Consider the following 26769-nt stretch of genomic DNA (forward strand, 5'->3'; position numbering starts at 1 on the left):
GAAAAAAACAAGAAAAATCAGATTTGTTTTTTCCGAATAAGATTCCCAATTTTGCAAACGTAGAAGTTTTGCTTAATTAATAAATGTATTAAAAGTTACTATGATTGAATCAAATCATGCCGTACTTTGGAACCGCTGTCTCAACATTATAAAAGACAATGTTCCTGAGACGACATATAATACTTGGTTTGCCCCTATTGTTCCATTAAAATATGAGGACAAAACATTGATTTTACAAATCCCCAGCCAGTTTTTCTATGAAATACTGGAAGAGAGATTCGTAGACTTGATACGCAAGACATTGTATAAGGTCATTGGCGAAGGCACCAAGTTGATGTACAACGTCATGGTAGACAAGACTTCGATTCCGAATCAAACCGTGAATCTCGAAGCAAGCAATCGTTCTACGGCTATTACTCCCAAAAGCATATTTGACGGTAACAAAGCGCCCAACTTCTTAAAAGCTCCTGCCGTTCAGGACTTGGATCCGCATTTGAACCCCAATTATAACTTCGAAAACTTCATTGAAGGATACAGCAACAAGCTGTCGAGAAGTGTAGCCGAAGCCGTAGCACAAAAACCCGGTGGCACTGCTTTCAACCCGCTGTTCCTTTACGGGGCATCCGGAGTGGGAAAAACACACCTTGCAAACGCAATAGGCACGAAAATCAAAGAAATTTATCCTGAGAAAAGAGTATTGTACGTATCGGCACATTTGTTCCAGGTACAATATACGGATTCAGTGCGCAATAACACGACGAACGATTTCATAAACTTCTATCAGACGATCGATGTATTGATTATTGATGATATTCAGGAATTTGCCGGTGTCACCAAGACGCAGAACAATTTTTTCCATATCTTCAATCATCTACACCAGAACGGCAGACAGCTCATATTGACCTCCGACCGCGCCCCTGTGTTGTTGCAAGGTATTGAGGAACGCCTGCTCACCCGTTTCAAATGGGGTATGGTAGCAGAGTTGGAAAAGCCGACCGTAGAACTTCGCAAAAACATTCTGCGTAATAAGATACACCGTGACGGATTACAGTTCCCGGAGGAAGTTATCGATTATATTGCAGAAAATGTGAACGAAAGCGTCCGCGACCTGGAAGGTATCGTTATCGCAATCATGGCACGCTCTACTATTTTCAACAAGGAAATAGATATGGATTTGGCACAACACATTGTTCATGGGGTGGTTCATAATGAGACAAAAGCTGTCACCATTGATGATATTCTCAAAGTGGTATGCAAGCATTTCGACTTGGAGCCGGCTGCCATACACACAAAATCCAGAAAAAGAGAAGTAGTTCAAGCAAGACAGATAGCCATGTATCTGGCCAAAAATCACACAGACTTTTCAACATCCAAGATAGGTAAGTTCATCGGTAACAAAGACCATGCAACCGTACTTCACGCCTGCAAGACCGTAAAAGGACAATTAGAGGTGGACAAGAGCTTTAGCGCAGAGGTACAGGAGATTGAGTCGTTGCTGAAGAAAAGAAACTAAAATAGTGATTAATGTTTAGTGATTAGTGATTAATAGGCTGCGCATTTATACTTCAAGGCGTTAATCACTAATCACTAAACGTTAATCATTATTTCAAGAATCCCTGTCGGCGGAGTACGTCCAATAGATTTTCAGACATAAATTCGTTATCTTTCTTTGTATAACGCACGTCTGTAAAGACTTGAGCCAAAGTTTCTTTTTTATTTTCTTCGATAAATTGTTTGTTTTCCGGCAATGATTCTTTATATGCATAGAGCTTGTCTATCTCTTCCGGCGTATAATCGTGATATTTCTCTTCGTGCACAGCAGCTTCCAAAGGCAAACGGTCTACTTGTGCGGGAATACCATCGGGATAACCCACCGTTATCGTTGTGAGCGGGAATACCAGTTCAGGCAGTTGAAGAGTATCAATAATCATTTGGGGATTATAAGTAGTAGTGCCCAAATAACAAATACCGAGTCCTACTTCTTCCGCCAGCGTGCAGAAAGTCTGCGCAACCAGCAAAGTATCCATGGACGCATTCATAAAAGACATTAAATTATCATAGCCCGGCACAGCTTTCCGCTGTTCACACCACTTGCTGAAGCGACGGAAATCAGCACAAAAAGTAAGCACTACCGGCGCATTTTTTACCATCGGCTGGTTAAAATGAGCAGGCGAAAGTTTCTCTTTCATTTGTGTGTCGCGAGTAACAATCACACTATAAAGCTGCATTCCACCCATCGTAGAAGCGCGGAAAGAGGTTTCAAGCAAATCATTTAACAAATCAGGAGCAATGTCCTTCGACAGGTATTTCCTGATTGTTCTTCTGTTCTTTACGGTTTCAAACATATCTTTTTTTTGCAAAGATATAAAAAGAAAAAACTATTCCACCATACTAACAGAAAAGAATAGTTTTCTTTTTGGAGAACTTTAACCTTTAAACAAAAAGCAAATTCATCTGTTTATCAAACACTTAACGTGCACGAATGGAAAACTTGCAACCTGTTAATAAATTGTTTCATTTTTATTTTGATAGATAAAAAAACATTCTTAGCTTTGCGGCTACATTTGTTGACGATAAGTAAACTTCTACACATTACTTATTAAAAATCAGATTTAACACAAATTGAATCGTGGAAAAACAAATTTATTCTTATGAAGAAGCCTATGAAGAATCTTTACGATATTTTCAAGGCGACGAGCTTGCTGCAAGGGTTTGGGTAAACAAATACGCAGTAAAGGATTCTTTCGGAAATATTTATGAGAAGTCTCCGGAAGATATGCATTGGAGAATTGCAAATGAAGTGGCACGCATCGAATCAAAGTATCCGAATGCACTTACAGCTAAAGAACTGTACGACTTACTAGACCATTTCAGATACATCGTTCCCCAAGGTAGCCCGATGACAGGAATCGGTAACGACTACCAGGTTGCTTCACTATCCAATTGTTTCGTTATCGGAGTAGACGGTGCCGCCGACTCTTACGGTGCCATCATCAAAATCGATGAAGAACAGGTACAACTAATGAAAAGACGTGGTGGCGTGGGACATGACTTGTCACACATCCGCCCGAAAGGCTCTCCCGTTAAAAACTCCGCATTGACTTCCACCGGTCTTGTCCCGTTCATGGAACGTTATTCAAACTCGACCCGTGAAGTGGCTCAGGACGGACGCCGCGGCGCATTGATGTTAAGTGTGTCTATCAAGCATCCGGACTCCGAGGCCTTTATCGACGCCAAGATGACAGAGGGAAAGGTGACCGGAGCAAATGTTTCGGTAAAACTGGACGATGCTTTCATGCAGGCAGCCGTAGATGAAAAACCTTATTTACAGCAGTATCCTATTGATTCGGACACCCCCGCATTTACTAAAGAAATTGACGCTTCTACCTTATGGAAGAAGATCGTTCATAATGCATGGAAATCAGCAGAACCGGGTGTATTGTTTTGGGATACTATCATCCGCGAGTCTGTGCCCGACTGCTATGCCGACCTGGGTTACAGAACTGTATCGACCAATCCATGCGGTGAAATTCCTTTGTGTCCTTATGACTCTTGCCGCCTGTTGGCTATCAACTTATACTCTTATGTAGTAAATCCGTTCAAGCCGGATGCGTATTTTGATTTTGATTTATTCCGGAAACACGTAGCTTTGGCTCAACGTATCATGGATGATATCATCGACCTTGAACTGGAAAAGATTGAGCGCATCATGCAGAAGATTGATGAAGACCCGGAAAACGAAGAAGTGAAACGTGCGGAACGTGTGCTCTGGGACAAGATATACAAGAAAAGCGGACAAGGTCGCCGTACCGGCGTAGGTATTACTGCCGAAGGCGATATGCTTGCTGCTTTGGGACTGCGTTACGGAACGGAGGAAGCTACGGAATTTTCTGAAAAGGTACACAAGACAGTAGCCCTCGGCGCTTACCGTTCTTCTGTAGAGATGGCGAAAGAACGCGGTGCTTTTGAAATATATGACAGCAAACGCGAACAAAACAACCCGTTCATCCAACGTTTGGCGGAAGCCGACCCGGCACTGTACGAAGACATGAAGAAGTATGGACGCCGTAACATCGCCTGCCTGACTATCGCTCCTACAGGAACAACCAGTTTGATGACTCAGACCACTTCGGGCATCGAGCCTGTGTTCCTGCCTGTTTACAAGCGCAGAAGAAAGGTGAATCCGAACGATACGAACGTACATGTAGACTTCGTTGACGAAACAGGAGACGCATTTGAGGAATATATCGTATTCCACCACAAGTTCGTTACGTGGATGGAAGCGAACGGCTACGATCCTGCCAAACGTTATACACAGGAAGAGATTGACGAACTGGTTGCCAAGTCTCCTTATTATAAAGCGACTTCCAACGACGTTGACTGGTTGATGAAAGTGAAGATGCAAGGAAGAATCCAGAAATGGGTAGACCACTCCATCAGCGTGACAATCAATCTGCCAAACGATGTGGATGAGGATTTGGTGAACCGTCTGTATGTGGAAGCATGGAAATCCGGCTGTAAAGGCTGTACGGTATATCGTGACGGTTCACGTTCCGGCGTACTGATTTCCACCAAGTCGGAAAAGAAAACAGAGTTACCCCCTTGCAAACCACCTACGGTTGTAGAAGTGCGTCCGAGAATTCTGGAAGCCGATGTAGTACGTTTCCAGAATAACAAAGAGAAATGGGTGGCTTTCGTCGGCTTGCTTGACGGACATCCTTATGAAATCTTCACCGGTTTGCAGGATGATGACGAAGGTATCCTGTTGCCTAAGAGTGTAACTTGCGGACGTATCATCAAGAACATCGATGAGGACGGCACGAAACGTTACGACTTCCAATTCGAGAACAAACGTGGATATAAGACGACCATTGAAGGATTGTCAGAGAAGTTTAACAAGGAATATTGGAACTACGCAAAATTGATTTCGGGAGTACTCCGCTACCGGATGCCGATTGAGCAGGTTATCAAGCTGGTAGGCTCTCTGCAATTGAACAGCGAAAGTATCAACACCTGGAAAAATGGTGTGGAACGTGCTTTGAAGAAGTATATTCAGGATGGAACCGAAGCCAAAGGAAAGAAATGTCCGAACTGTGGTAATGAGACATTGATTTATCAGGAAGGCTGTCTGATTTGTACTAGCTGTGGTGCCTCCCGATGTGGATAAACATCTTACGTATGTTAATTAATATATAAACAAAAGGTTAAAAGGAGTCCTCACGGGCTCCTTTTATTTTTTATTCAAAAAAATGTCTTATACTTGCAGTGTCTTAAATATTCAATCAAAATCTAATATATATGATTTTATCATTTAACATCGAATATCGCACCAACTGGGGAGAAGAAGTCAGGCTTGCCGGCTTGTCTGCGGAGTCTGTCCCCATGCACACAACAGATGGCATATTCTGGACGGCAGAACTGGAGCTCGAGGTTCCCCCGGAAGGGTTGACTATCCATTATAACTACCAGATAGAACAAAACGGAGTCATCATCCGCAAAGAATGGGACAACTTCCCGCGATGCCTTTTCTTATCCGGTGTCCCCAGAAAGAAATATAGAATCAACGACTGCTGGAAAAACATTCCGGAACAGCTATATTTTTATAGTTCTGCTTTTACGGAAGCATTATTGTCACATCCCGAAAGAGAAAACATACCGCAAGGGCATAAGAAAGGGGTGATAATCAAGGCTTATGCTCCGCGTATCAATAAAGACTATTGTCTGGGAATTTGTGGAAATCAGAAGGTACTGGGCAACTGGAATCCGGAGAATGTTGTCCTGATGAGCGATGCCAACTTTCCGGAATGGCAGGTGGAACTGGATGCAAGCAAACTCAAATATCCGCTGGAATATAAATTTGTCCTCTACAACAAACAGAAGAAGAAAGTGGATTGCTGGGAGAAGAACCCTAACCGTTACCTGGCAGACCCGGAAATAAAGACTAACGAAACGCTCGTGATTTCCGACCGGTATGCCTACTTTGATATTCCGGCATGGAAAGGCGCCGGTATTGCTATCCCTGTATTCTCGCTGAAATCAGAGACGAGCTTCGGAGTCGGTGATTTCGGCGATTTGAAACGGATGATTGACTGGGCTGTATGTACGCATCAGAAGGTTATTCAGATTTTACCAATCAACGACACGACCATGACGCATTCATGGACAGATTCTTATCCTTACAATAGTATTTCCATCTATGCTTTCCATCCGATGTATGCGGATGTGAAGCAAATGGGGAGATTGAAGGATAAAGAAGCTGCATCCAAATTCAACAAGAAACAAAAGGAACTAAATAGTCTGCCCGCCATTGATTATGAAGCTGTCAATCAGACCAAATGGGAATTCTTCCGTTTAATATTCCGGCAGGAAGGCGAAAAGGTGCTAGCCTCCAAAGGGTTTAAGGAATTCTTTAAGGCCAACAAGGAATGGTTGCAACCTTATGCTGTCTTCAGCTATCTGCGTGACGCTTACCGGACGCCTAATTTCCGTGAATGGCCGAAATATTCCGTTTATAATGCACAGGAAATAGAAAAAATGTGCCAGCCGGAGACGGCAGATTATCCACATATCGCATTATATTATTTCATCCAGTATCATTTGCATCTGCAATTACTGGCGGCAACAAAGTATGCCCGCGAGAACGGTGTTGTATTGAAAGGGGATATCCCTATCGGTATCAGCCGCAACAGTGTGGAAGCCTGGACCGAACCTCACTACTTTAATCTGGACGGACAGGTCGGTGCTCCGCCCGATGACTTCTCCGTCAACGGACAGAACTGGGGATTCCCCACATACAACTGGGACGTGATGGAAAAAGACGGATACCGCTGGTGGATGAAGCGTTTCCAGAAAATGGCGGAATACTTTGACGCTTACCGGATCGACCACATTCTCGGATTCTTCCGTATATGGGAAATTCCGATGCATGCCGTACACGGATTGTTAGGGCAGTTTGTTCCTTCCTTGCCTATGAGCCGGGAAGAGATAGAAAGTTACGGATTTACCTTCCGGGAAGAGTATCTGAGCCCATTTATTCATGAATCATTCCTCGGACAATTGTTCGGCCCGTATACCCATCTTGTGAAACAAGACTTTCTCCAATTGACAGATGAGCCTGGGGTTTATCGCATGAAGCCGGGATTTGAAACGCAACAGGAAGTGAAACAGTTCTTCGCTGGTAAAAACGATGAAGACAGTATCTGGATCCGGGATGGATTATATTCTTTAATCAGCAATGTCTTGTTTATGCCGGACAAGAAAGAGGAAGGCAAATACCATCCCCGCATTGGCGTGCAACGTGATTTTATCTTCCGGACATTGAGTGAAGAGGATAAAAATGCTTTCAACAAGCTCTATGACCAGTATTACTATCATCGCCACAACGAATTCTGGTATCAGCAGGCGATGAAGAAGTTGCCACAATTAACCCAATCCACCCGTATGCTGGTATGTGGAGAGGACTTGGGAATGATTCCTGCTTGTGTAGCGTCAGTGATGAACGAGTTACGTATTCTCAGCCTGGAGATTCAGCGGATGCCAAAGAATCCGATGCATGAGTTCGGACATTTGGATGAATATCCGTACCGGTCTGTCTGTACTATCTCCACGCATGATATGTCAACGCTACGCGGTTGGTGGGAAGAGGATTATCAGCAAACGCAACGTTATTATAATACGATATTGGGACATTACGGTACTGCGCCCGTTGTTGCGACTCCAGAGTTGTGCGAAGAGATTGTACGCAATCATCTTAACAGCAACTCGATTCTCTGTATCCTGTCTTTCCAGGACTGGTTATCCATAGACAAGAAACTGAGAAATCCAAACGTGCAGGAAGAACGAATCAACGTTCCGTCCAATCCAAGAAATTATTGGCGGTATCGGATGCATATCACACTGGAACAGTTGATGAAAGCGCAAGCACTCAATGATAAGATACGCGAGTTGATTAAATATACGGGAAGAAATCCTGAAAAATAGATACAGTTAATATAACAACGTGAATAAGACGCGGATAAGGCCGATTTAAGAATATTGAGACCTGCATTATCCGCGTTGTTCATATTTCCAACATTCTCTCAACCGATTTTTCGCTTTACGCAGCCTCTTGTTTATTTCCTCCACCTTCCCCGTTTTATTCCAATTTATCAAGTATCTTTGCGCGTGAAATAAAAGATATTAAGAGAGAGAATGGAAGGCAAACCCGACAAACGTATTGATTTTGTAGACTTAACCAAAGGAGTCTGCATCATTCTTGTAGTCATGACACATATCGGCGGAGCTTTCGATACGCTCGATAAAGATTCCATGTTATCTTGTTTCCGCATGCCGCTTTATTTTTTTATATCGGGAGTCTTTTTCAAGTCTTATGAGGGTTTACCGGGATTCATCATCCGAAAAATTAACAAGCTGATTATCCCGTTCCTTTTCTTCTATCTAAGTGCTTTTCTACTGAAATATATTGTATGGAAAATAGCACCGGGAGTTTTTCAAATTCCCGTATCATGGCAAGAACTTCTGGTGGTATTCCATGGGCACGACCTCATCAAGTTCAATCCGCCTATCTGGTTTCTGCTTGCCTTGTTCAACTGCAATATTCTGTTTTATCTGATACACTTCTTGCGGGAAAAACATTTACCTGCCATGTTCGCCGTCACCTTATTGATAGGCTGCACCGGATTCTATCTCGGAAAGTTACAGATAGGACTGCCTCTCTATATAGACGTCTCCATGACCGCTCTCCCTTTTTACGTTGCAGGTTTCTGGATCCGCAGATATAACTTTTTCCTGTTCCCCAGCCATCGGTTTGACAAGCTGATTCCCGCTTTTGTACTATTGGCACTGGTGGTGATGTACTTTACTGCCACCACACTGGGAATGCGCACAAACAACTATTCAGGAAATATTTTCCAAGTTTACATCGCAGCATTTGCAGGAATATTCATGATTATGTTACTTTGCAAGAAAGTGAAAAGGGTGAAGATTGTTTCTTATCTGGGGCGATATTCTATTATCACGTTGAGTATCCATGGACCTATACTCCATTTCTTAGGTCCATTGGTTGCACGATACATTCATAACGCCTGGGAACAGGCAATTGTACTCCTGCTCATAACACTGAGTATCTGTATCCTGCTCACTCCTGTCTTTCTGAAAGTAATCCCGCAGATGGTGGCACAGAAAGACCTGTTAAAAGTAAAAAAGAAACCATACTAATATCACATCATATGAAGATAAACAATAGCTATATTCTTTTGAAAGAGATTCGTTGCTATGCCTACCACGGAGTGGCGCCACAAGAGAATCTTATCGGCAACGAATACATCATTGATTTGAAGCTGAAAGTAGATATCAGCAAAGCCGTTAAAACAGACGAAGTGACCGATACTGTCAACTATGCAGAAGTACATCATGTGATAATGACGGAAATGGCTATTCCATCAAAATTGCTGGAACACGCAGGAGGACGGATCGTTGAAAAGCTGTTTCAACAGTTTCCGACTATTGAAGAAATTGAACTTCACCTTTCCAAAAGAAATCCGCCAATGGGAGCTGATATAGAGTCGGCAGGAATAGAGTTGCATTGTAACAGAAAGTAAATCGTCAAACAAAGACAGTATATTATCTCATCAATAAAGATAATAAATTCAACTTCTATAAATCGTGCAATCCGCATGACTTCCCCCTCCTTACCGAGGAGGAGGGGAAGTCATGCGGAACACTTCACTTCAGTAATCTTATTTTTTATTATTATTTTCTTCTTTTCTTCCTTCTATCCACAGCTTCCACAGCTTCCGTCACCACAGGTTTATCCTGGAAACGTTTCGTATAACTGGAATAATCAGGATGAATACGTTCATAATCGGGATCCATAAACAACGGACTGGAGATGATATGATCCGCCGTTGAGCGGTTGCAGCAGAAAACGATATTCTCCACACCTGCCAGGCGGGTCAATGCCTTCACGTCCGTATCATGCGGTTGCAAAGTCATAGGGTCGGTGAAGAAGAAAAGATAATCAATCTGTCCGTCCACAATACGCGACCCCATCTGCTGGTCGCCACCCAAAGGACCGGATTTCAATATCGTAATATCCCACTCTACATCAGGATGTTTCTCCTTCAATGCTTCCAATATCAGTGTACCGGTAGTACCAGTACAGTAGAATTTATTCCCCATCAACAATTCCGAGTTCCACAATACCCATTCAATGAGGTCTTTTTTCATTGCATCGTGCGCTACCAGCCCGATGCCTCTTCTTACTTTTGAGTCTTCCATCTTGTTATCCTTTTAAGTCCGACAATTGAGAGAACCGTTTGCATCCTCTCGCATAAAACTGCCACAAGATACTACTTTTTGTCCGTTCGGGAATCGGATTCAAAGTTTTTTTTCTTTGATTTTCTTCACGGGATGAAGAAAAGGACGAACATATCTGCTTATATTCCTTGCGGGCAGTTATCACTGCACGGGCATTACCGACATCTCCCTTCAGCAGAAAAGTAAGTGCTGCCACATAATCAAGACAAGTCCGTACACGCATCACTTTATTTAACTCTTCTTGCGGAAGATTCTTATAAAGCATGACAAGATTATTACGGAAATTGAGAAACGTCTTACGGGGATTTTCTTTTTTGAGTGTGGCCCCACCTACATGATAGACAACACTTTGAGGAATACAGACAATCTCACGCCCACGCGAACGAAGCCGCCAGCACAAGTCAATCTCTTCCATATGCGCAAAGAAACGCCCGTCCAGTCCGCCGACGTTCAGATAATCGGCACGCCGGATAAATAAAGCCGCCCCGGTTGCCCAAAATATGGGAATAACCGTATCATACTGCCCCCTGTCCTTTTCAACAACTCCCATAATGCGCCCCCGACAGAAAGGATAACCATATTTATCTATAAATCCACCCGACGCCCCAGCATATTCAAAATATTCTTTTTGCCGCTGACTCCGTATCTTCGGTTGGCAGGCAGCCACTTCCGGATGAACATCAAGCCAGGCAATCATCGGTTCCAGCCATTGTTCCGTCACTTCAACATCAGAATTCAGAAGAACGACATATTCAGCATCCACCTGTTGTAAAGCCAGATTGTATCCGTCGGCAAAACCATGATTCTGTCCGAGCAGGATGGTTCGGACAGAAGGAAACTCCCGATGGAGCATATTCACGGAATCATCCGTAGAACCATTGTCCGCCACACAGACTTCTATCCCCTCTCCTGTCGAATAACGGACTACGGACGGAAGAAAAGTGCGGAGCATATCACATCCGTTCCAGTTCAGAATGACAACCGATACTTTCATTTCCGTTCTTTTTTCTTATTCTGTTCTTCTTGCTCATTCCGCTTACATTCTTCCGAAGTAAATTTCCATCGCTTATGAGACCATAACCAATAGGCAGGCTCCCTGCGAAGGGTTTGTTCCAGACGTTGCGCAAACATTTCGGTTATCTCCCCTTCGGCTGTCTCTTTGGGAGTTTCCGTCATCAACTTGAATTCGGCTTCACAATATCCTCTGCGATTCTTTGTCAGTTCACAATAAAAAACAGGAAAGTTCATCATTTTTGCAATGCGTTCCGCACCATTCAGGAAAGCAGTCTCCCGCCCCAGGAACGTAGTCCAATACCTGTCACCACTAGGCCATTGGTCGGTAATCAACCCGACCACCATCTTCTTGCCCTCACGCTTCAATTTTATAATCTCACGGGCAGTAGAATGTTTAGGGATATTGTATCCGCCAAAACGGGAACGGATACGTTTGAACAGTTCGTCCAGATATTTATCTTTCAAAGGTTTGTATACCTGTACGGGGACATCTCCCGGTTTCATGACCGCCCCCATTCCAATCAGCCATTCATAATTGGCATAATGAGGAATCATCACGATAATTCCGCCGTACTTCTCCGTCAGTTCCAAATACTGTTCCGTGTTCTTGTAAGTCATCCTTTGGCAAAGATCTTCGGCAGACATATGAAGCAACTTCAAATCTTCCAGCATATAATCCGAAAGGTAACGATAAAATTTGCGTTCTATCTGCAATCTTTCCGCATCGGTCTTTTCCGGAAATGACTTCGCGAGGTTCTCCCGGACTACTTTCCGGCGATATTTCCCCACACGATACATCAACAGATAATTGAAATCCGAAAGGATATACAATATCCGGAACGGAAGGGCTGAAAAAAGCCACATTCCGGTAGATACGAGCCAATAGATAAGTCTTGATTTCATACTTATATCAGAATTGTACCTTTTAATGCTGTCTTATCTTCGTTAAAATCACCCAGACGTACATTGACTACATGATTGTCGAGCGAATTGTCACTTTCCACTTCCACACGGATATAATTTCTCGTAAATCCATGCATCGGAGTACCTGTTTTCGATTTTTCCATCAACACCAGCATAACCAGCCCGATATGACGGGCATAGAAAGCCTGCGTTTTTTCATCCGAAAGCGCCAACAGCCGTTGGCTGCGCTGATGCTTTTCTTCCGGAGAAACGACATACTCTATTTTCAATGCCTGCGTTCCGGGACGTTCGGAGTAACTAAACACGTGCAATTGCGTCACATCCAATCCGGCAATGAACTGATAGGCTTGCTCGAAATACTCCTCTGTTTCTCCACGTGTGCCAACAATCACGTCCACACCGATAAAAGCATCCGGCATCACCTCTTTAATCTTCTTTATTTTCGAAGCAAAGAGAGCGGTATCATACCGGCGGCGCATCAACTTCAAGACTTCATCGCATCCCGATTGTAAAGGGATATGAAAATGAGGCATAAAGCGACGGGAATGTGATACAAACTCGATAATCTCATCCGTCAACAGATTGGGCTCGATAGAGGATATACGGTAGCGTTCGATTCCTTCCACCTGCTCCAGCGCTTTCACCAGGTCAAAGAAAGTCTCTCCCGTTGTCTTGCCAAAATCACCGATATTCACTCCGGTCAAGACAATTTCTTTTCCGCCTTCGGCGGCAGCTTGCCGTGCCTGCTCTACCATGGAAGCAATGGTTCCGTTACGACTCCGCCCGCGGGCAAAAGGAATGGTACAATAGGAACAGAAGTAATCGCAACCGTCCTGTACTTTCAGGAAAAAGCGCGTACGGTCACCCCGTGAACACGAAGGGGAAAAGGAACGGATATCCTTGGTCGCAGTAGTGATAGCTTCACCTTTTTCATGTTTTTGCAGGTCACCCAGATACTGGAGCAGCTCGCCTTTCTGTTCGGCTCCTAATACTACGTCCACTCCGTCTATCTTTGCCACATCTCCGGGCTTCAACTGCGCATAACATCCGGTCACCACCACAAAAGCACCGGGATGCTGTTTGACCAGCCGGTGAATGGTCTGCCGGCATTTCTTATCCGCCATCTCCGTCACCGAACAGGTATTTACCACACAGATATCCGCTTTCTCACCCTTACGGGCAGTCCGTATACCTGCCTCACGCAGTATTTTACCAATAGTCGAAGTCTCTGAAAAATTTAATTTGCAGCCTAATGTATAATAAACGGCTGTCTTATTTTGAAATACAGTGGTATCTATCATAAGCTGTTATAACACATATTTAGTGCAAAGTTACACATTATTATTAGTAAAACCCTTTTGGATACGAAAGTTTATTCCTATTTTTGCACAATTCACCAAAAAACGTGCAATGATTAAAGAGAATTTCATCAAACTATACGAAAATAGTTTTCGTGAGAATTGGGATTTGCCCTGTTATACCGATTACGGAGAAAATACCCAATATACGTATGGACAGGTAGCTGAAGAAATCGCCCGTTTACACTTGTTATTCAAGCATTGTAGCCTCCGCAGAGGAGATAAAATATCAGTTATCGGCAAAAATAACGCACACTGGTGCATCGCCTATATGGCAACCATCACCTATGGCGCAATTGTCGTGCCCATCCTTCAGGACTTTACTCCCAACGATGTTCATCATATCGTCAACCATTCCGAATCTGTTTTCCTGTTTACAAGCGACAGCATTTGGGAAAATCTGGAAGAAGAGAAATTACTCGGATTAAGGGGGGTATTTTCACTGACTGACTTCCGCTGCCTGTATCAGCGTGACGGAGAAACGATACAGAAATTCCTGAAGAACACCGATAAAGAAATGCACTCTTCTTATCCGAAAGGGTTTTCCCGCGAAGATGTGCAGTACACCACTTTGTCCAATGACAAAGTTATGCTCCTGAACTATACTTCCGGTACTACCGGCTTCAGCAAGGGAGTCATGCTGACTGGCAACAACCTCGCCGGAAACGTCACTTTCGGTATCCGTACCGAATTACTTAAAAAGGGAGACAAAGTGCTTTCCTTCCTTCCGCTCGCCCATGCTTATGGCTGTGCATTCGACTTTCTGACGGCAACAGCCGTTGGCACGCATGTCACCTTGCTTGGAAAAACTCCTTCGCCCAAAATCATCATGAAGGCTTTTGAGGAAGTGAAACCGAACTTGATTATCACCGTTCCGCTCGTCATCGAGAAAATATATAAGAATATCATCCAGCCTCTTATTAATAAGAAAGGAATGAAATGGGCGCTCAATATTCCTTTGCTCGACACGCAGATTTATAATCAGATACGCAAACGCCTGATTGACGCATTGGGCGGTCGTTTCAAAGAGATTATCATCGGCGGTGCAGCCATGGATAAGGAAGTGGAAGAGTTTTTCTATAAAATCAAATTCCCTTTTACCATCGGTTACGGAATGACGGAATGTGGTCCGCTTATCAGCTATGCTCCCTGGAATGAATTTGTATTAGGTTCTTCAGGAAAGATTCTGGATATTATGGAAGCCCGTATCTACAAAGAAAATCCGGAAGCGGAAGTGGGAGAAATACAGGTACGCGGTGAGAATACAATGGTAGGATATTATAAGAATCCGGAAGCCACACAGGAAGTATTCACTGAAGACGGCTGGTTGCGTACCGGTGACCTGGGAACAATGGATGCCAACGGCAATATTTTCATCCGCGGACGTCTCAAGACCATGATTCTGAGTTCAAGCGGGCAGAATATCTTTCCGGAAGAATTGGAAACGAAGCTCAACAGCCTGCCGTTTATCCTCGAAAGTATCGTCATCGAACGTAATAAGAAGTTGGTAGCACTCGTCTATGCCGATTACGAAGCACTGGATTCACTCGGTCTGAACAACCCTGACAACCTGAAAACAATCATGGACGAGAATCTCAAGAATCTGAACGCTAACGTAGCCGCTTACGAAAAAATCAGTAAGATACAACTCTATCCTACGGAGTTCGAAAAAACTCCGAAAAGAAGTATCAAAAGATACCTATATAACAGTATAGCTGTCGATTAATATGTTCTAAAACATAGAGAAAGAATGAGAAAAGGGCCAGTTACCAAAAAAAATATAAAAAAAGTTGGCTTTTCGAGAACAACATATTGAAAAAGTACATACCTTTGCAGCGTTTTAATAAAGCAATTGATTGTATTACGTTTTTAAAAAGCAAAGAAAATGAAAAAATTAGTTTTGATGGCCGTAGCTATCGTAGCAGTATCATTCGCATCTTGTGGTAACAAAGCAGCTGACGCAGCAAAAGCAACTGCAGATTCTATCCGTATCGCCGACTCAATCGCAGCAGTAGAAGCAGCAGCTCTTGAAGCAGAACAGGCAGCAGCAGATACTACAGCAACTGATAGCGTAGCAGTAGAAGTAACTGAAACTGTAGCTGAATAATTCAGTAACAGCCTAGAGGGAATTGAAAGTCTGACATGCAAAGCATGCACAGACTTTTTTTATGCCTTATCGCAAGCAGTTTCTACTATTTAGAAAAGGAATTATTTTAAATAAGAACTCTTCACAAAGGGAGCATCCAATAAATAATCCAGACTCATCTCCACACTCTCCTCTACCGGAATACTGTATTTTTCAATCTCAGCTACAAGAAAGTTTACTCCTGCCGTCTTTGCATTCTTAAAGATAGCATCGAAACCTACCATTCCACTCTGGCCGATTTCCCTGTGGTCTTTGATATGGAATATCTTGAACCGACCCGGATATTTATTAAAATAATCTACCGGACTGTTTTGACCGCGAACCACCCAGTAAACATCCATCTGGAAGAAAACATATTCAGGATTCGTATGCTCCAGCATATAGTCATACATCACATTGCCCTCCACTTTCTGAAATTCATGGGCGTGATTATGATAACCGAACTGCAAACCCTGCCGTTTACAGCGTTTGCCTATTTCATCATAATAAGAGCAGTAAGTCTCCAAGTCCTTCAGCGTTTTAGGGACATCCATCCAGGGAGCTACGATATATTTCATTCCTGCCGCCTTATGGTCAGCGATACACCTATCCCACCATTCAAGTGATTTTGAATAATCACCGGAAGCCAATTCTTCTTTTGACAAAGCACGTGTGCAATGCGAAGACAAGACTTTCATTCCGACCGATTCAACATCCTTCTTGAATTGCTGCGGTGTCCTATCATAAAATTTTCCATTATTATAATTGGCGGCTTCAACACCGGTATATCCCATTTTTGCCAATTTCTCGAGAATGGCAGTATAAGCCGGATCACATTTTCCGTCCTTATTGTCTACCTTATTCAATATATCTCTAACAGAATAGAGCTGAATAGCTACTTCTTTCTTTGCCTTTTTAGCTTTTTTCTTCGCTTGTGCAGTCATTGCAACCGGAATCATGAGAAAAACAGCCAAAGCACAGATGCACATTCGGGTTTTCATACAATAGTTAACAGGGGTTATAATTATTCAGTTTTTACATAAAAATCTTTTGGCGCGGATTACGCGGAGTATACGGTTGTTATAGAATAACAACAGTTAGAAAAACCGTGTTATCCACGCCTTTTTTCTTATGTGTGCGATTAGTCCAGAATCTTCACGCGGATATTGCGGAACCAGACATCATCACCATGATCCTGCAATCCGATAAATCCTTCATGGTTTTCGCCACCGCAGTTGTTCAGTAATTCGAATGCCAAAGGCCATTTTTCTTCGCTAAACTTACTTGCCTGCAACATATCTGTCCACTGTTTGGTCCACAAGTGATATTCCAATACATTTTCATCGTTTTGACCGTGAACAACCGTGCCTTTATAAACCATAATCTTCGCCTTATTCCATTCGCCGAACGGTTTGGAATTTTGAGGAACTGCCGGAATCATGTCATACAAAGAAGCCGACTGACGATTACCGTCCTTACCCAATTTGGCATCCGGATGATTGGCATTGTCCAGCACCTGATATTCGGGCGCGGAAATATAAATAGGTTCAAGCACGTCATTGCCATCTTTATCTTTTGATGTAACCTCCTGAGCCAAATAGAAAATACCAGAATTACCACCCTTGGAAACTTTCCATTCCATTTCCAGTTCGAAGTTTTTAAACTTATGGGCAAAAATCAAGTCACCACCGTCACCGTCCTGAGCCTCACCGCCACCGGTTCCGTTGAATTTAATACAACCATCTTCAATTGTCCACTTGGTAGGAACACGATCCTTACCGTAACCACGCCATCCATTAAACGTCTCACCGTCAAAGATAGTGATATAACCATCTTTATCGACAGGTAAATTCAAGCTGTCCGCTTCCACTGCTTTCAATGATTTAGAATAAGACAATGCAACTTTGTCCGATGTCTGCCCATCCTGGGCATTACCGGCTTTCTGACCACCGCAAGAAGTGAAAACTCCTGCTACTAAACAACAAGCTAAAGGATAAAAAACTTTTTTCATGATATTATTCTGTTATTTGATTAGGATATTCTTTTTATCTGGGCATATCAGGCAGCCTCCAGCCTTCACGATAATTATGCTTCACCAGCTCGGCTGCGAATTGTTTCGCATTCACCGGTTCTGTCCAAGTCTTGTCGAAAGTAGGATGGCCGTCATGAATCTTGAATCCGTCTTTCACACAAGTCCGTATCGTTTCATTATCACCAATGTTGGTAAAACACATATTAGCGCCATCCCATTCCAAAGTCTTGTTCAAACCTTGCAGACGGATAGCCAATACTCCCATCACTACCATCTCATTCATCGGGCCTGCTTCCGAGAAGTCAGATTTAGTCATGACGCGACTTGACTTGTCTTCTTTACAAGCACGCACCCAGTCCATTTCGTGACCGCCATTCATGGCATTAGGCACACGACGGCAAACTTTCGGAGCATTAGGTTTACGACCGGAAAGCAACCAGGGATTCTGTCCATAACATCCGCAAATCAAGGTATCTTTCGTTCCGTGGAAAATTGTCAAACCTCCCCCACTCTGCATCAGTTGTTTTCCTTGCGGGAATCCCTTCGGACGTTCGGGCATCATACCACCATCATACCAATGGATTTCAACTTCCGGCATCGCCACTTTAGGCATATTATCACGGGCCGGGAAAATCATTTTCACATGCTGTGCCTGTGGAGCACAAGCACTCAGCAATAATGTAGAAGAGCCTTCTACCTTGGTAGGATATCCCAATTTCAAAGCTCTGAACGGTTGGTGCAGAATATGACACGCCATATCACCCAATGCACCTGTTCCATAATCCCACCATCCGCGCCAGTTCCAGGGATGATAAATTTCATTATACGGATTCAACTTAGCCGGACCGGTAAACAAATCCCAGTTCAGCGTACTAGGAATGCGGTCCGCCTTTTCTGGAGCATTCAGTCCTTGTGGCCAGATAGGACGGTCGGTAGCACATTCCACCTTAGTCACTTCACCTATTTCACCGTTCCATATCCATTCACAAACCAAATCCGTACCTTCATCGGAAGCACCCTGATTACCCATCTGAGTAGCAACGCCGGTTGAAGCAGCCAGTTTAGTCAGCAGACGAGACTCGTAAACAGAGTGGGTCAACGGTTTCTGGCAGAATACGTGCTTGCCCATTGTCATCGCATCAGCAGTGATAATAGCATGAGTATGGTCGGCAGTAGCAATGATTACCCCATCAATAGATTTGCCCATTTCATCGTACATCTTACGATAATCCCAGTATTTCTTTGCTTTCGGGAACTCGTCGAACACACCTTTTGCATATTTCCAATCCACATCGCAAAGAGCCACAATGTTTTCAGTGCCCTTCACTTTATTAATGTTGGCATGCCCCATGCCGCCAATACCCACGGCTGCAAGATTCAGTTTATCACTGGGAGCCACATGACCGTGACTCATACCTAAGATAGAACTCGGAGCAATGGTAATGCCTGCCAAAGCCATAGCGCCCGTTTTGAGAAAGTCTCTCCTCGAAATGTCTGACATAATTATTTGTTTTAAGGGTTCGTTATTTGTGGAAGATTACTGTGTAGCAATCCATATCCATTTTTCATATTTCTTCTCCGTTCACGGATTTGTTCCAACGTACGCAGATTACCGATAGCCGGCAAGTCGTGGGCACGTGTATCTTTCAGGAACGTCCACGCATATCCGGACGCTATGGCCGAATCACGCATCAACGGCAAGCGGGGACTACGCTGCCCGGTTATCACCGAATCTGCAAACAAGTCACATAATACATCTATATTCTTACCACCGAAAGGTTTTTCCACCTGAATAGTCTGGTTCACTCCGTGCAAATCGACAACGGCAGTATTGAAGTCATGTGTCATGCGGACTACTCCTTTGGTTCCGATTATATCTACATACGAATTATGTGTCTGATCCTTAGACAATTGTCCATAGACAAAGCCCTGAGTAATATCGAAGACTACGCCATTCTGAAAAGTTCCGTGGCATTGCACCCACCAGGGGTCTTTATAATTCCACATATTCACCCCTTGGGCATTCCACGTCCGGTAATCACAACCGGCATACCAACGTGCTATATCTACATAATGCATTCCGCAATCATGGAAAGCAGGCCCTTCATATTCGTGCCCCTCACCCGGCGCTAATCCGGGAGTCATATGGCAAATGCGGATAATAGCCAATTCTCCTATTTCGCCTTGCCGGATATATTCCTTCATCAGATTATGATACCAGGAGTTACGCAAATACAAGTTCACGGTAGAAATAAGATTTGAATTTTCTGTCATTTCCACGACCTTCCATTCATTCTCCATTGTATCTGCAACAGGTTTTTCTGAAATAATATGCTTTCCGTAACGGATGGCTTTTTCTATCTGTCCCATTCGTGAGTCCGCCAAAGTGAAAAGTCCGACAACCTGCACACTGTCGTCTTCAAAAATACATTGATTATCCTCTACTATATGAGATTCCGGAGATAATTTCTCAGCCAATTGACGTGTTTCCGGATCGGTATCACAAATATAAGCAATGTTCCATCGCCCACTTTTCCGCATCGCCTCCCAATAGAATCTTCCCATTCTACCGAAACCGATTATACCGACCTTAATTCTTGTGCCTACTGAAGATTGCGTGTCCATAAAACATAGTGAATTTAAGTACAAAAAATGAATAAGTCATCAATTTTTCTGCCATCCGACAGATAAATCGAAAACCGATATTGCAAAACTAGCCAAATAAACAACGTTTTATCCGATTTAGATAACTTTGTGTAGATAAGAATTAGAGCTAATAGATTAGATATAAACCAATTATCATTTTCGGAAGGTCTAAAAAATGTAGATGTTCTGGAATGCTTTTTTTCTTTATGACAGCAATTATTTCTCTTGAGTTGAACTTATTTTCATAATTTCATTCTCAAATGCATCTCTGTCGACTGCCGCTTTATTTCTCATTCGCGTGCGATAGTTATAAACCGTACTCGTTGAGCAGCGAAGAAAATTTGCAATCTTGCCACTGTCGGTAATTCCCAATCGCAGCAGTGCATAAATACGAAGTTCCCTGTTCAATAATGCATCCGGTTTCAAGACAATCTGCTCTTCATCTTTCAACAAAGCATTAAAATCAGAAACAAAAGTCGGATACAGACCCAAAAAGACCTTATCGAAACGGGCGTACAAAGCGGATAATTCTTCGTCAATAAGTGTGGATGATTTTAATTTCTTGATTAGCTCTTCGTAGTATCTGTTGATAGCATACTTATACAGTACATTCTGGTATTTCTCCATCTTGCTAATATAGCTGAAACATACATCAAAAAATTCAGCAATATAATGCTCTTTCACATTACTAATTTCGCACAACTGACTATTCGTATCATTCAATTGGCTATTCATAGCATTCAACTTCTCATTCAACTTCAACAGTTTCTCGTTACTTTGCGCCAACGCCCGCTTTATCCTCAGAATTTTCCGCATTTGAAAATAGATGCATATCACCAACAAGACTAAGAGAAAAAGGATAATACTGGTTGAAATAAGGAAAGTAACTAAATTTTCCCTTGACCTTGCTTGCTCCGTCTGATAAGCCGAATTGATAATAGAATAGAATTTATAAATTTCCATCGCACGAAAATGAATTCCTGAAGAAACGACATCATCAATAGCGGATTGTGTAAATTTAAAAGCATCAGCCAGTTTCTTGTCTTCATACTGTATCAATGCCAATGCCTGCAAAGAAGCAGTCTCGCGTGTAGCATTCTGAATATCCGCAATGGCAGACAGCATATAATATTTCTTCACTTCATCCGGCCGATTGAGAAACCTGTACATTCCTGCACACGAATGAGTAATCATGGCATAGTTAGGCGAGCCGACCTCTTCCGTCTCCAGCAATTCCCTGATTATCTCCTTCGCCTTAACAGAATCATTTCTGCTATAATAATATGCTCTGGACAGTTTATAATCAAAAGAATTATGGTCAAGGAGTGCTAATAATGAATCCTGATAAGCCGCTCGTTGTTTTCCATACCGATTGTTGGTGGTAGAGATAGAATAATATTCCCAGAACCGGGAGTAGGTTTCATAATAGACAGGCAATAGTTCATGGGGAAGTTCCGATGTTTTTATATTTTCAAGAATAAATTCCGCATCCTTGTACCTTCCACACATCGAATACAGAAGGCTAAGTTGTAAGGACGACTCGTACTTTAAATAAGTCCTATTCATCCGACGGGCAATCTCAACATTCCTGTCTATATAATGGATTGCCGAATCTACAACAAATTTTCTGTACTCATTATAGAGTTGGACGTTAATCTTGTATTCCTGCTCCAAAGTTAAATTAGAAGCTTTCAATTTACATTTGATTCGATTAATCCGCGCCTCTTTTTTATGAACAAAGACAGACTTTCCATCTATCATCCTATGCAATGAGTCCGTCAACAATTTCAATTCGTTGTTTGCATAAAGATTACCACCGGCAACACTCAAGGTAACCAGCAGCAAAAAAAATCCCTTCTTTAATAAACAACGTCTGAATTTCATATTATTAGTACAGCAGGGAATAAAAAAAGCGATTTATTCCTTCAGAACAAATCGCTTTTCATATATGAAGTAAATTTGCTCTTATTCAGCAACTACTTCGAAAGGAATTTCTACCGAAACTTCCTTGTGAAGTTTAACTATAGCCTTGTAGTTACCAACTTCTTTCACAGCGTCTTTTACAACGATGATCTTTCTGTCGATTTCGTGACCCAATTTAGCCAATGCTTCAGCAATCTGGATGTTACCAACAGAACCGAAGATAGTACCGGTTGAGCTAACTTTAGTTGCAATAGTCAAAGTCACGCCTTCCAACTTAGCAGCAACAGCCTCAGCATCTTTCTTGATTTTCTCAAGTTTGTGAGCGCGTTGTTTCAGTTCTTCAGCCAACATTTTCTTTGCAGAAGGAGAAGCGATGACAGCTTTTCCAGTCGGGATCAGATAATTACGACCGTATCCGGATTTCACGTTTACGATGTCGTTCTTATAACCCAAGTTTACTACGTCTTCTTTTAAAATAATTTCCATACTTTTCCTCCTTCTTATTTCATCATGTCAGTTACATAAGGCAGTAATGCCAAGTGACGAGCTCTCTTCACAGCCTGCGCGATACGACGTTGGAACTTCAGAGAAGTACCTGTGATACGACGCGGAAGGATTTTACCTTGTTCATTCAAGAATTTCTTCAAGAATTCAGGATCTTTGTAGTCGATGTAACGAATACCGCTCTTTTTGAAACGGCAGTATTTTTTCTTCTTAACGTCTACTGACGGCGGAGTTAAATATCTGATTTCCGATTGAACTTGTTGTGCCATGATTAATCCTCCTTTTTGTTTGATTTAACACTTCTTCTCTTAGCAGCATATTCTGCAGCATACTTATCCATCTTGAAAGTCAAGAAGCGGATAACGCGTTCATCACGACGGAAGTTTACTTCCAACTTGTCAATTACAGTAGGTTCTGCATTGAACTCAATCAGTTGATAGAAACCTGTAGACTTTTTCTGGATTGGATAAGCCAATTTCTTCAGTCCCCAGTTCTCTTCATTGATAATCTCAGCACCTTCAGCTTGAAGAATACCTTTGAATTTTTCTACCGCTTCCTTCATCTGAACATCAGATAAAACGGGAGTTAAAATGAAAACGGTTTCGTATTGATTCATACTTCGTTTAATTAAATAAATAATTCTTTGATTTTTAAATGCGGGTGCAAAGTTAGGGAATTTATTTTGAACTACAAATATTTAATCTTTTTTTGTATCCTAATGTAGGAATTATCCGAGAAGTGGTTTACCTTTGCAAAGTTGTTTAAACAATAATTTCATGATAGAGCAATTCAACTTCGACATCCGGCTTATTTTTGCCATACTGAATGGCAAGGTTTCTGCGGCAATCAACCGTAAACTGTACCGTAACTTCCGCCAGAACGGTTTGGAAATCAGTCCCGAGCAATGGACGGTACTCATTTTTCTGTGGGAAAAAGACGGCGTGACACAACAAGAGTTGTGTAATGCAACTTTTAAAGACAAGCCCAGCATGACCCGCTTGATTGACAATATGGAACGGCAGCATCTTGTAGTACGCATTTCCGACAAGAAAGACCGCCGTACCAACCTGATCCATCTCACCAAAGATGGAAAAGAACTGGAAGAAAAAGCACGCATCATTGCCGGACAGACTTTGAAAGAAGCGCTTCACGGCATTACTCTCGAAGAATTAAGCATCGGGCAGGAAGTATTGAAAAAGGTATTCTTCAACACGAAGGATTAAACAGAGAAACAGACCTTTAAATCATAAAATCCACTAAATCCTATCTTTATAATGGATTTTTTATTTAAATAATTTCGCCCGTTAAAGAATTATGCTTTAATTTGTGACTGGAATATAATAATCTATTAAAATACACACACATGAAAGGTTTATTAAAGAACTTGGGATTGATCTTAATCTTGGTCGGAGTAGTTATCCTGCTGGGTTGTTCCTTTACAGGCAATGTAAACAACAACGCTATCCTGGGTACCTCAGTAGTACTGGTAGTACTGGGACTCATTTCTTATATAGTTATCAATAAGAAGATCGCTGATTAATTTCGTAGAAATCAATAAAAAATCCCGGAAACGAATGTTTCCGGGATTTTTTATTTGTGGTTATCGAATAATGTAACCTCATCAAGATTCAACTTCCGGTGTAATCAGTTTATAACCTTTTCCGTGGATATTGATGATTTCGATAGAATCGTCTTCCTTCAGGTGCTTACGCAGTTTCGTAATATATACATCCATACTGCGGGCATTGAAATAGTTATCGTCAATCCAGATAGTCTTCAATGCAAAGTCACGTTGCAGAATCTCATTGGCGTGAGCGCAAAGCAATCCGAGCAATTCAGATTCTTTGGTAGTCAATTTAGTCTGCTTGCCTTCCGAAGCCAGAATTTGTTTCTGAGTATCGAAAGTAAACTTACCGATCTTATAGATATTACTTTCTTTGTTCTTCTTTCCGCGAACACGTCTCAGGATTGCTTCAATTCTGAACGTCAATTCTTCCATACTGAACGGTTTGGTGATATAATCATCCGCACCAATCTTAAATCCTTCCAGAATATCTTCTTTCAGAGTTTTCGCAGTCAGGAAGATAATAGGGATTTCAGCATTCGCTGCACGGACATCCTGTGCCAGTGTGAAGCCATCTTTCTTAGGCATCATTACGTCAAACACGCACAAGTCATATTTATTCTTCAAGAAAGCCTTATAACCGGCTTCTCCATCAGGATATAACTCAGCAGAATAACCTTTTGCCTGTAAATATTCTCTTAAAAGCATGCCAAGATTTTCGTCATCCTCGCATAATAAAATACGCAGTTTCTCGTCCATATCAATTATTTTTTAATAAAGGTAATGCAATAATAAATTTAGTTCCCACGTTCAGGTCGCTTTCTGCCCGGATGGTTCCCTTATGCTCTACGATAATTTTCTTCACATAAGCCAATCCCAGTCCAAATCCCTTCACATCGTGCAGATTACCCGTATGCACACGATAGAACTTTTCAAATATCTTTTTCAGGTTCTCCTTCTTGATTCCAATACCATTGTCCTGTATCGAAATCATCAGTTTGCCCGATTCATTCCACGTTCTCACTTTCAGCTCCAAATCCTCTTCCGGCTTCTTATATTTCACCGCGTTGTCCATCAGATTAAAGATTACATTTGTGATATGCATCTCATCTGCAAATATAACAGGGTCAGTAGCCTCAAGGTTCGATGTTATCTTACCATTATATCGTTCCACTTTCAGTGTAAAGGTATTGATAACTCCCGCTATCAGTTCATTCGCATCAATCTCCTTCATCTTTAAAGTCGCCTTCTGACGGTCGAACATTGACATCTGGAGTACCTTCTCTACCTGGAAGCGCAAGCGCTTGGTTTCATCATTAATAACTCCCGATATATGCTGGAACATCTGCGGGGATTTTCCCACCGCGGGGTCTTTCAGCATCTGCGCCGCCAATGAAATGGTGGATATCGGCGTTTTAAATTCGTGCGTCATATTGTTGATAAAGTCATTCTTCATCTCTGTCAACTTCTTCTGACGGAATACGATATAAATCGTAAAGATGAATGTCACCAGCAATACCATCGTAAATATCAACGACGGAATCATGAAACTGATCGAGTCAAAAAGATAATCCCTTCTTCCCGGGAAATGCACTTTCAATACACTCATCTTTGCAGGCGGATCGTTCTTGAACAATGCCTGCTGATAGAATTCATCACTCCCCTTTCCGTCATAATCCGCACAACGGTAGACTTCCCGTCCATCCTTATCAATCACCGTAAAGTGAAAAGGTAAGTCTATACCATTATTATATAAGTTCGATTTCAGATAACCGTTCAAGTCTCCGAACCGTACTCTATCTCCAATCGACTTGTCACTTGCCCGATAAATCATCTGCCAAACCACTTCATTCAGCAATTCGCGTTGATACATATATCGGTTTTTGATAGCCTCTATCAGTGAACGCGAGGTTTCCGGAATAGTTTTTGTTCCCCTGTAAGGAGAAATCATAGCTTTCGGAAGTTCAGATGGTTTGGTAGTCATCACTTTCAACTCAAAATCCGTATATACCTTTCCATCTTTAGACTTCATCGTAAACCGTTGCGTCTGCTGAACCAAATCATTCTGCTGCAATGAAGCATTGTTCTCAATCAGAGCCTTTCTCTCAGCTTCAGAAACATCTTCAATCAACCAACGTTGCGTTTCCGCATATTCCACATCCTTGGAAACTTGATCCAGGCTATTGCGTACAGCCGAATCAAACTGTTCCTTCCGGGTCTTCATCATTTCCTCTATATAACTGACCTGTAAATACAGCAAACTGAGGAAGGAAAGCCCCATTACAATACCTAATATCCAAATTGTTGACTTCTTCATAGCAACAAAATTAACACTCCCTAATTAACACTCCTAATCCATTAA

General features: G+C 42.3%; 24 protein-coding genes. 9 read left to right on the plus strand and 15 right to left on the minus strand.

What is annotated here, in order from left to right; translation table 11 throughout:
- Positions 1-100 precede the first annotated feature (100 nt).
- Complete coding sequence (dnaA, locus tag ACGHVY_RS00005; protein WP_390596145.1) at positions 101-1513, plus strand: chromosomal replication initiator protein DnaA; 1413 nt, start codon at positions 101-103, stop codon at positions 1511-1513.
- Positions 1514-1601: 88 nt separating this feature from the next.
- Here dnaA and ACGHVY_RS00010 read toward each other — a convergent pair whose 3' ends face one another.
- Positions 1602-2345 carry an NADPH-dependent oxidoreductase gene (locus ACGHVY_RS00010; RefSeq protein ID WP_390596149.1) on the minus strand — a complete coding sequence of 248 codons (744 nt, stop codon included), beginning with the start codon at positions 2343-2345 and terminating at the stop codon, positions 1602-1604.
- 284 nt (positions 2346-2629) lie between these two features.
- Between ACGHVY_RS00010 and ACGHVY_RS00015 the strand changes: the two genes are divergently transcribed.
- From ACGHVY_RS00015 to folB, 4 genes are all read left to right on the plus strand, one after another.
- Positions 2630-5167 carry an adenosylcobalamin-dependent ribonucleoside-diphosphate reductase gene (locus ACGHVY_RS00015; protein ID WP_390596152.1) on the plus strand — a complete coding sequence of 846 codons (2538 nt, stop codon included), beginning with the start codon at positions 2630-2632 and terminating at the stop codon, positions 5165-5167.
- Positions 5168-5298: 131 nt separating this feature from the next.
- Positions 5299-7980, plus strand: coding sequence for a 4-alpha-glucanotransferase (locus ACGHVY_RS00020; RefSeq protein ID WP_390596155.1), 2682 nt, complete (start codon positions 5299-5301; stop codon positions 7978-7980).
- 210 nt (positions 7981-8190) lie between these two features.
- Positions 8191-9216, plus strand: coding sequence for an acyltransferase family protein (locus tag ACGHVY_RS00025; protein ID WP_390596157.1), 1026 nt, complete (start codon positions 8191-8193; stop codon positions 9214-9216).
- Between the two features lie 11 nt (positions 9217-9227).
- The gene (gene folB / locus ACGHVY_RS00030) at positions 9228-9599 is read left to right on the plus strand and encodes a dihydroneopterin aldolase (protein ID WP_390596160.1); all 372 of its coding nucleotides are present in this window, start codon (positions 9228-9230) and stop codon (positions 9597-9599) included.
- A 151-nt stretch (positions 9600-9750) separates the two neighbouring features.
- On the opposite strand, the gene ACGHVY_RS00035 is transcribed toward folB, so the two are convergent.
- Genes ACGHVY_RS00035 through mtaB form a run of 4 tightly spaced genes read right to left on the minus strand, consistent with a single transcriptional unit; the run spans position 9751 to position 13556 of the window.
- Entirely contained in the window at positions 9751-10278 is a 528-nt protein-coding gene (locus tag ACGHVY_RS00035; protein WP_308746799.1) for a methylglyoxal synthase, read from the minus strand.
- A 4-nt stretch (positions 10279-10282) separates the two neighbouring features.
- The gene (locus ACGHVY_RS00040) at positions 10283-11311 is read right to left on the minus strand and encodes a glycosyltransferase family 2 protein (RefSeq protein WP_390596163.1); all 1029 of its coding nucleotides are present in this window, start codon (positions 11309-11311) and stop codon (positions 10283-10285) included.
- Complete coding sequence (locus ACGHVY_RS00045; RefSeq protein ID WP_308746801.1) at positions 11308-12234, minus strand: lysophospholipid acyltransferase family protein; 927 nt, start codon at positions 12232-12234, stop codon at positions 11308-11310. Before ACGHVY_RS00045 ends, ACGHVY_RS00040 begins: the two co-directional genes overlap by 4 nt.
- Positions 12235-12236: 2 nt before the next feature.
- The gene (gene mtaB, locus ACGHVY_RS00050; protein WP_390596166.1) at positions 12237-13556 is read right to left on the minus strand and encodes a tRNA (N(6)-L-threonylcarbamoyladenosine(37)-C(2))-methylthiotransferase MtaB; all 1320 of its coding nucleotides are present in this window, start codon (positions 13554-13556) and stop codon (positions 12237-12239) included.
- Between the two features lie 109 nt (positions 13557-13665).
- On the opposite strand from mtaB, the gene ACGHVY_RS00055 reads away from it, so the two are divergent.
- Complete coding sequence (locus ACGHVY_RS00055) at positions 13666-15339, plus strand: long-chain fatty acid--CoA ligase (RefSeq protein WP_308747065.1); 1674 nt, start codon at positions 13666-13668, stop codon at positions 15337-15339.
- Positions 15340-15498: 159 nt separating this feature from the next.
- On the plus strand, positions 15499-15720 hold the full coding sequence (locus ACGHVY_RS00060) for a hypothetical protein (RefSeq protein WP_024987192.1): 222 nt from the start codon (positions 15499-15501) through the stop codon (positions 15718-15720).
- A gap of 101 nt (positions 15721-15821) precedes the next feature.
- Here the strand turns inward: ACGHVY_RS00060 and ACGHVY_RS00065 are convergent, their stop codons facing one another.
- From ACGHVY_RS00065 to rpsF, 8 genes are all read right to left on the minus strand, one after another.
- The gene (locus ACGHVY_RS00065; RefSeq protein ID WP_390596170.1) at positions 15822-16739 is read right to left on the minus strand and encodes a sugar phosphate isomerase/epimerase family protein; all 918 of its coding nucleotides are present in this window, start codon (positions 16737-16739) and stop codon (positions 15822-15824) included.
- A gap of 140 nt (positions 16740-16879) precedes the next feature.
- Entirely contained in the window at positions 16880-17749 is an 870-nt protein-coding gene (locus tag ACGHVY_RS00070; protein ID WP_308747063.1) for a DUF1080 domain-containing protein, read from the minus strand.
- A gap of 34 nt (positions 17750-17783) precedes the next feature.
- Positions 17784-19271, minus strand: coding sequence for a Gfo/Idh/MocA family oxidoreductase (locus ACGHVY_RS00075; protein ID WP_308747062.1), 1488 nt, complete (start codon positions 19269-19271; stop codon positions 17784-17786).
- Positions 19272-19282: 11 nt separating this feature from the next.
- On the minus strand, positions 19283-20395 hold the full coding sequence (locus ACGHVY_RS00080) for a Gfo/Idh/MocA family protein (RefSeq protein WP_390596173.1): 1113 nt from the start codon (positions 20393-20395) through the stop codon (positions 19283-19285).
- A 237-nt stretch (positions 20396-20632) separates the two neighbouring features.
- Positions 20633-22300: a DUF6377 domain-containing protein gene (locus ACGHVY_RS00085; protein WP_308747060.1), complete on the minus strand. Its 1668-nt coding sequence runs from the start codon at positions 22298-22300 to the stop codon at positions 20633-20635.
- Between the two features lie 81 nt (positions 22301-22381).
- Positions 22382-22825 carry a 50S ribosomal protein L9 gene (rplI, locus tag ACGHVY_RS00090; RefSeq protein ID WP_024987197.1) on the minus strand — a complete coding sequence of 148 codons (444 nt, stop codon included), beginning with the start codon at positions 22823-22825 and terminating at the stop codon, positions 22382-22384.
- Between the two features lie 14 nt (positions 22826-22839).
- On the minus strand, positions 22840-23112 hold the full coding sequence (gene rpsR, locus ACGHVY_RS00095) for a 30S ribosomal protein S18 (protein ID WP_002562536.1): 273 nt from the start codon (positions 23110-23112) through the stop codon (positions 22840-22842).
- Positions 23113-23114: 2 nt separating this feature from the next.
- Positions 23115-23459 (minus strand): 30S ribosomal protein S6, encoded by a 345-nt coding sequence (gene rpsF, locus ACGHVY_RS00100; protein WP_308747058.1) that lies wholly within the window; start codon positions 23457-23459, stop codon positions 23115-23117.
- A gap of 160 nt (positions 23460-23619) precedes the next feature.
- Here rpsF and ACGHVY_RS00105 point away from each other — a divergent pair, with 160 nt between their 5' ends.
- Entirely contained in the window at positions 23620-24066 is a 447-nt protein-coding gene (locus ACGHVY_RS00105; RefSeq protein WP_005678715.1) for a MarR family winged helix-turn-helix transcriptional regulator, read from the plus strand.
- Between the two features lie 140 nt (positions 24067-24206).
- Complete coding sequence (locus tag ACGHVY_RS00110) at positions 24207-24383, plus strand: hypothetical protein (protein ID WP_308747057.1); 177 nt, start codon at positions 24207-24209, stop codon at positions 24381-24383.
- A gap of 81 nt (positions 24384-24464) precedes the next feature.
- Here ACGHVY_RS00110 and ACGHVY_RS00115 read toward each other — a convergent pair whose 3' ends face one another.
- Positions 24465-25166, minus strand: a complete 702-nt coding sequence (locus tag ACGHVY_RS00115) for a response regulator transcription factor (protein WP_308747056.1) — start codon at positions 25164-25166, stop codon at positions 24465-24467.
- A 1-nt stretch (position 25167) separates the two neighbouring features.
- Positions 25168-26724 carry a HAMP domain-containing sensor histidine kinase gene (locus tag ACGHVY_RS00120; RefSeq protein WP_308747055.1) on the minus strand — a complete coding sequence of 519 codons (1557 nt, stop codon included), beginning with the start codon at positions 26722-26724 and terminating at the stop codon, positions 25168-25170.
- Between the last annotated feature and the right edge of the window lie 45 nt (positions 26725-26769).

It is taken from the genome of Bacteroides sp. f07 (assembly GCF_042854785.1).
Lineage (GTDB): Bacteria > Bacteroidota > Bacteroidia > Bacteroidales > Bacteroidaceae > Bacteroides.

Bases quoted from the DNA above. Each gene is read 5' to 3' on its own strand.
- ACGHVY_RS00025 (WP_390596157.1), top strand. From the start codon at position 8,191: ATGGAAGGCAAACCCGACAAACGTATTGATTTTGTAGACTTAACCAAA.
- mtaB (WP_390596166.1), bottom strand. From the start codon at position 13,556: ATGATAGATACCACTGTATTTCAAAATAAGACAGCCGTTTATTATACA.
- ACGHVY_RS00105 (WP_005678715.1), top strand. From the start codon at position 23,620: ATGATAGAGCAATTCAACTTCGACATCCGGCTTATTTTTGCCATACTG.
- ACGHVY_RS00080 (WP_390596173.1), bottom strand. From the start codon at position 20,395: ATGGACACGCAATCTTCAGTAGGCACAAGAATTAAGGTCGGTATAATC.
- ACGHVY_RS00115 (WP_308747056.1), bottom strand. From the start codon at position 25,166: ATGGACGAGAAACTGCGTATTTTATTATGCGAGGATGACGAAAATCTT.
- ACGHVY_RS00065 (WP_390596170.1), bottom strand. From the start codon at position 16,739: ATGAAAACCCGAATGTGCATCTGTGCTTTGGCTGTTTTTCTCATGATT.
- ACGHVY_RS00040 (WP_390596163.1), bottom strand. From the start codon at position 11,311: ATGAAAGTATCGGTTGTCATTCTGAACTGGAACGGATGTGATATGCTC.
- ACGHVY_RS00010 (WP_390596149.1), bottom strand. From the start codon at position 2,345: ATGTTTGAAACCGTAAAGAACAGAAGAACAATCAGGAAATACCTGTCG.
- rplI (WP_024987197.1), bottom strand. From the start codon at position 22,825: ATGGAAATTATTTTAAAAGAAGACGTAGTAAACTTGGGTTATAAGAAC.
- folB (WP_390596160.1), top strand. From the start codon at position 9,228: ATGAAGATAAACAATAGCTATATTCTTTTGAAAGAGATTCGTTGCTAT.
- ACGHVY_RS00085 (WP_308747060.1), bottom strand. From the start codon at position 22,300: ATGAAATTCAGACGTTGTTTATTAAAGAAGGGATTTTTTTTGCTGCTG.
- ACGHVY_RS00120 (WP_308747055.1), bottom strand. From the start codon at position 26,724: ATGAAGAAGTCAACAATTTGGATATTAGGTATTGTAATGGGGCTTTCC.
- ACGHVY_RS00070 (WP_308747063.1), bottom strand. From the start codon at position 17,749: ATGAAAAAAGTTTTTTATCCTTTAGCTTGTTGTTTAGTAGCAGGAGTT.
- ACGHVY_RS00045 (WP_308746801.1), bottom strand. From the start codon at position 12,234: ATGAAATCAAGACTTATCTATTGGCTCGTATCTACCGGAATGTGGCTT.
- dnaA (WP_390596145.1), top strand. From the start codon at position 101: ATGATTGAATCAAATCATGCCGTACTTTGGAACCGCTGTCTCAACATT.
- rpsF (WP_308747058.1), bottom strand. From the start codon at position 23,459: ATGAATCAATACGAAACCGTTTTCATTTTAACTCCCGTTTTATCTGAT.
- ACGHVY_RS00055 (WP_308747065.1), top strand. From the start codon at position 13,666: ATGATTAAAGAGAATTTCATCAAACTATACGAAAATAGTTTTCGTGAG.
- ACGHVY_RS00020 (WP_390596155.1), top strand. From the start codon at position 5,299: ATGATTTTATCATTTAACATCGAATATCGCACCAACTGGGGAGAAGAA.
- ACGHVY_RS00075 (WP_308747062.1), bottom strand. From the start codon at position 19,271: ATGTCAGACATTTCGAGGAGAGACTTTCTCAAAACGGGCGCTATGGCT.
- ACGHVY_RS00035 (WP_308746799.1), bottom strand. From the start codon at position 10,278: ATGGAAGACTCAAAAGTAAGAAGAGGCATCGGGCTGGTAGCGCACGAT.
- ACGHVY_RS00110 (WP_308747057.1), top strand. From the start codon at position 24,207: ATGAAAGGTTTATTAAAGAACTTGGGATTGATCTTAATCTTGGTCGGA.
- rpsR (WP_002562536.1), bottom strand. From the start codon at position 23,112: ATGGCACAACAAGTTCAATCGGAAATCAGATATTTAACTCCGCCGTCA.
- ACGHVY_RS00060 (WP_024987192.1), top strand. From the start codon at position 15,499: ATGAAAAAATTAGTTTTGATGGCCGTAGCTATCGTAGCAGTATCATTC.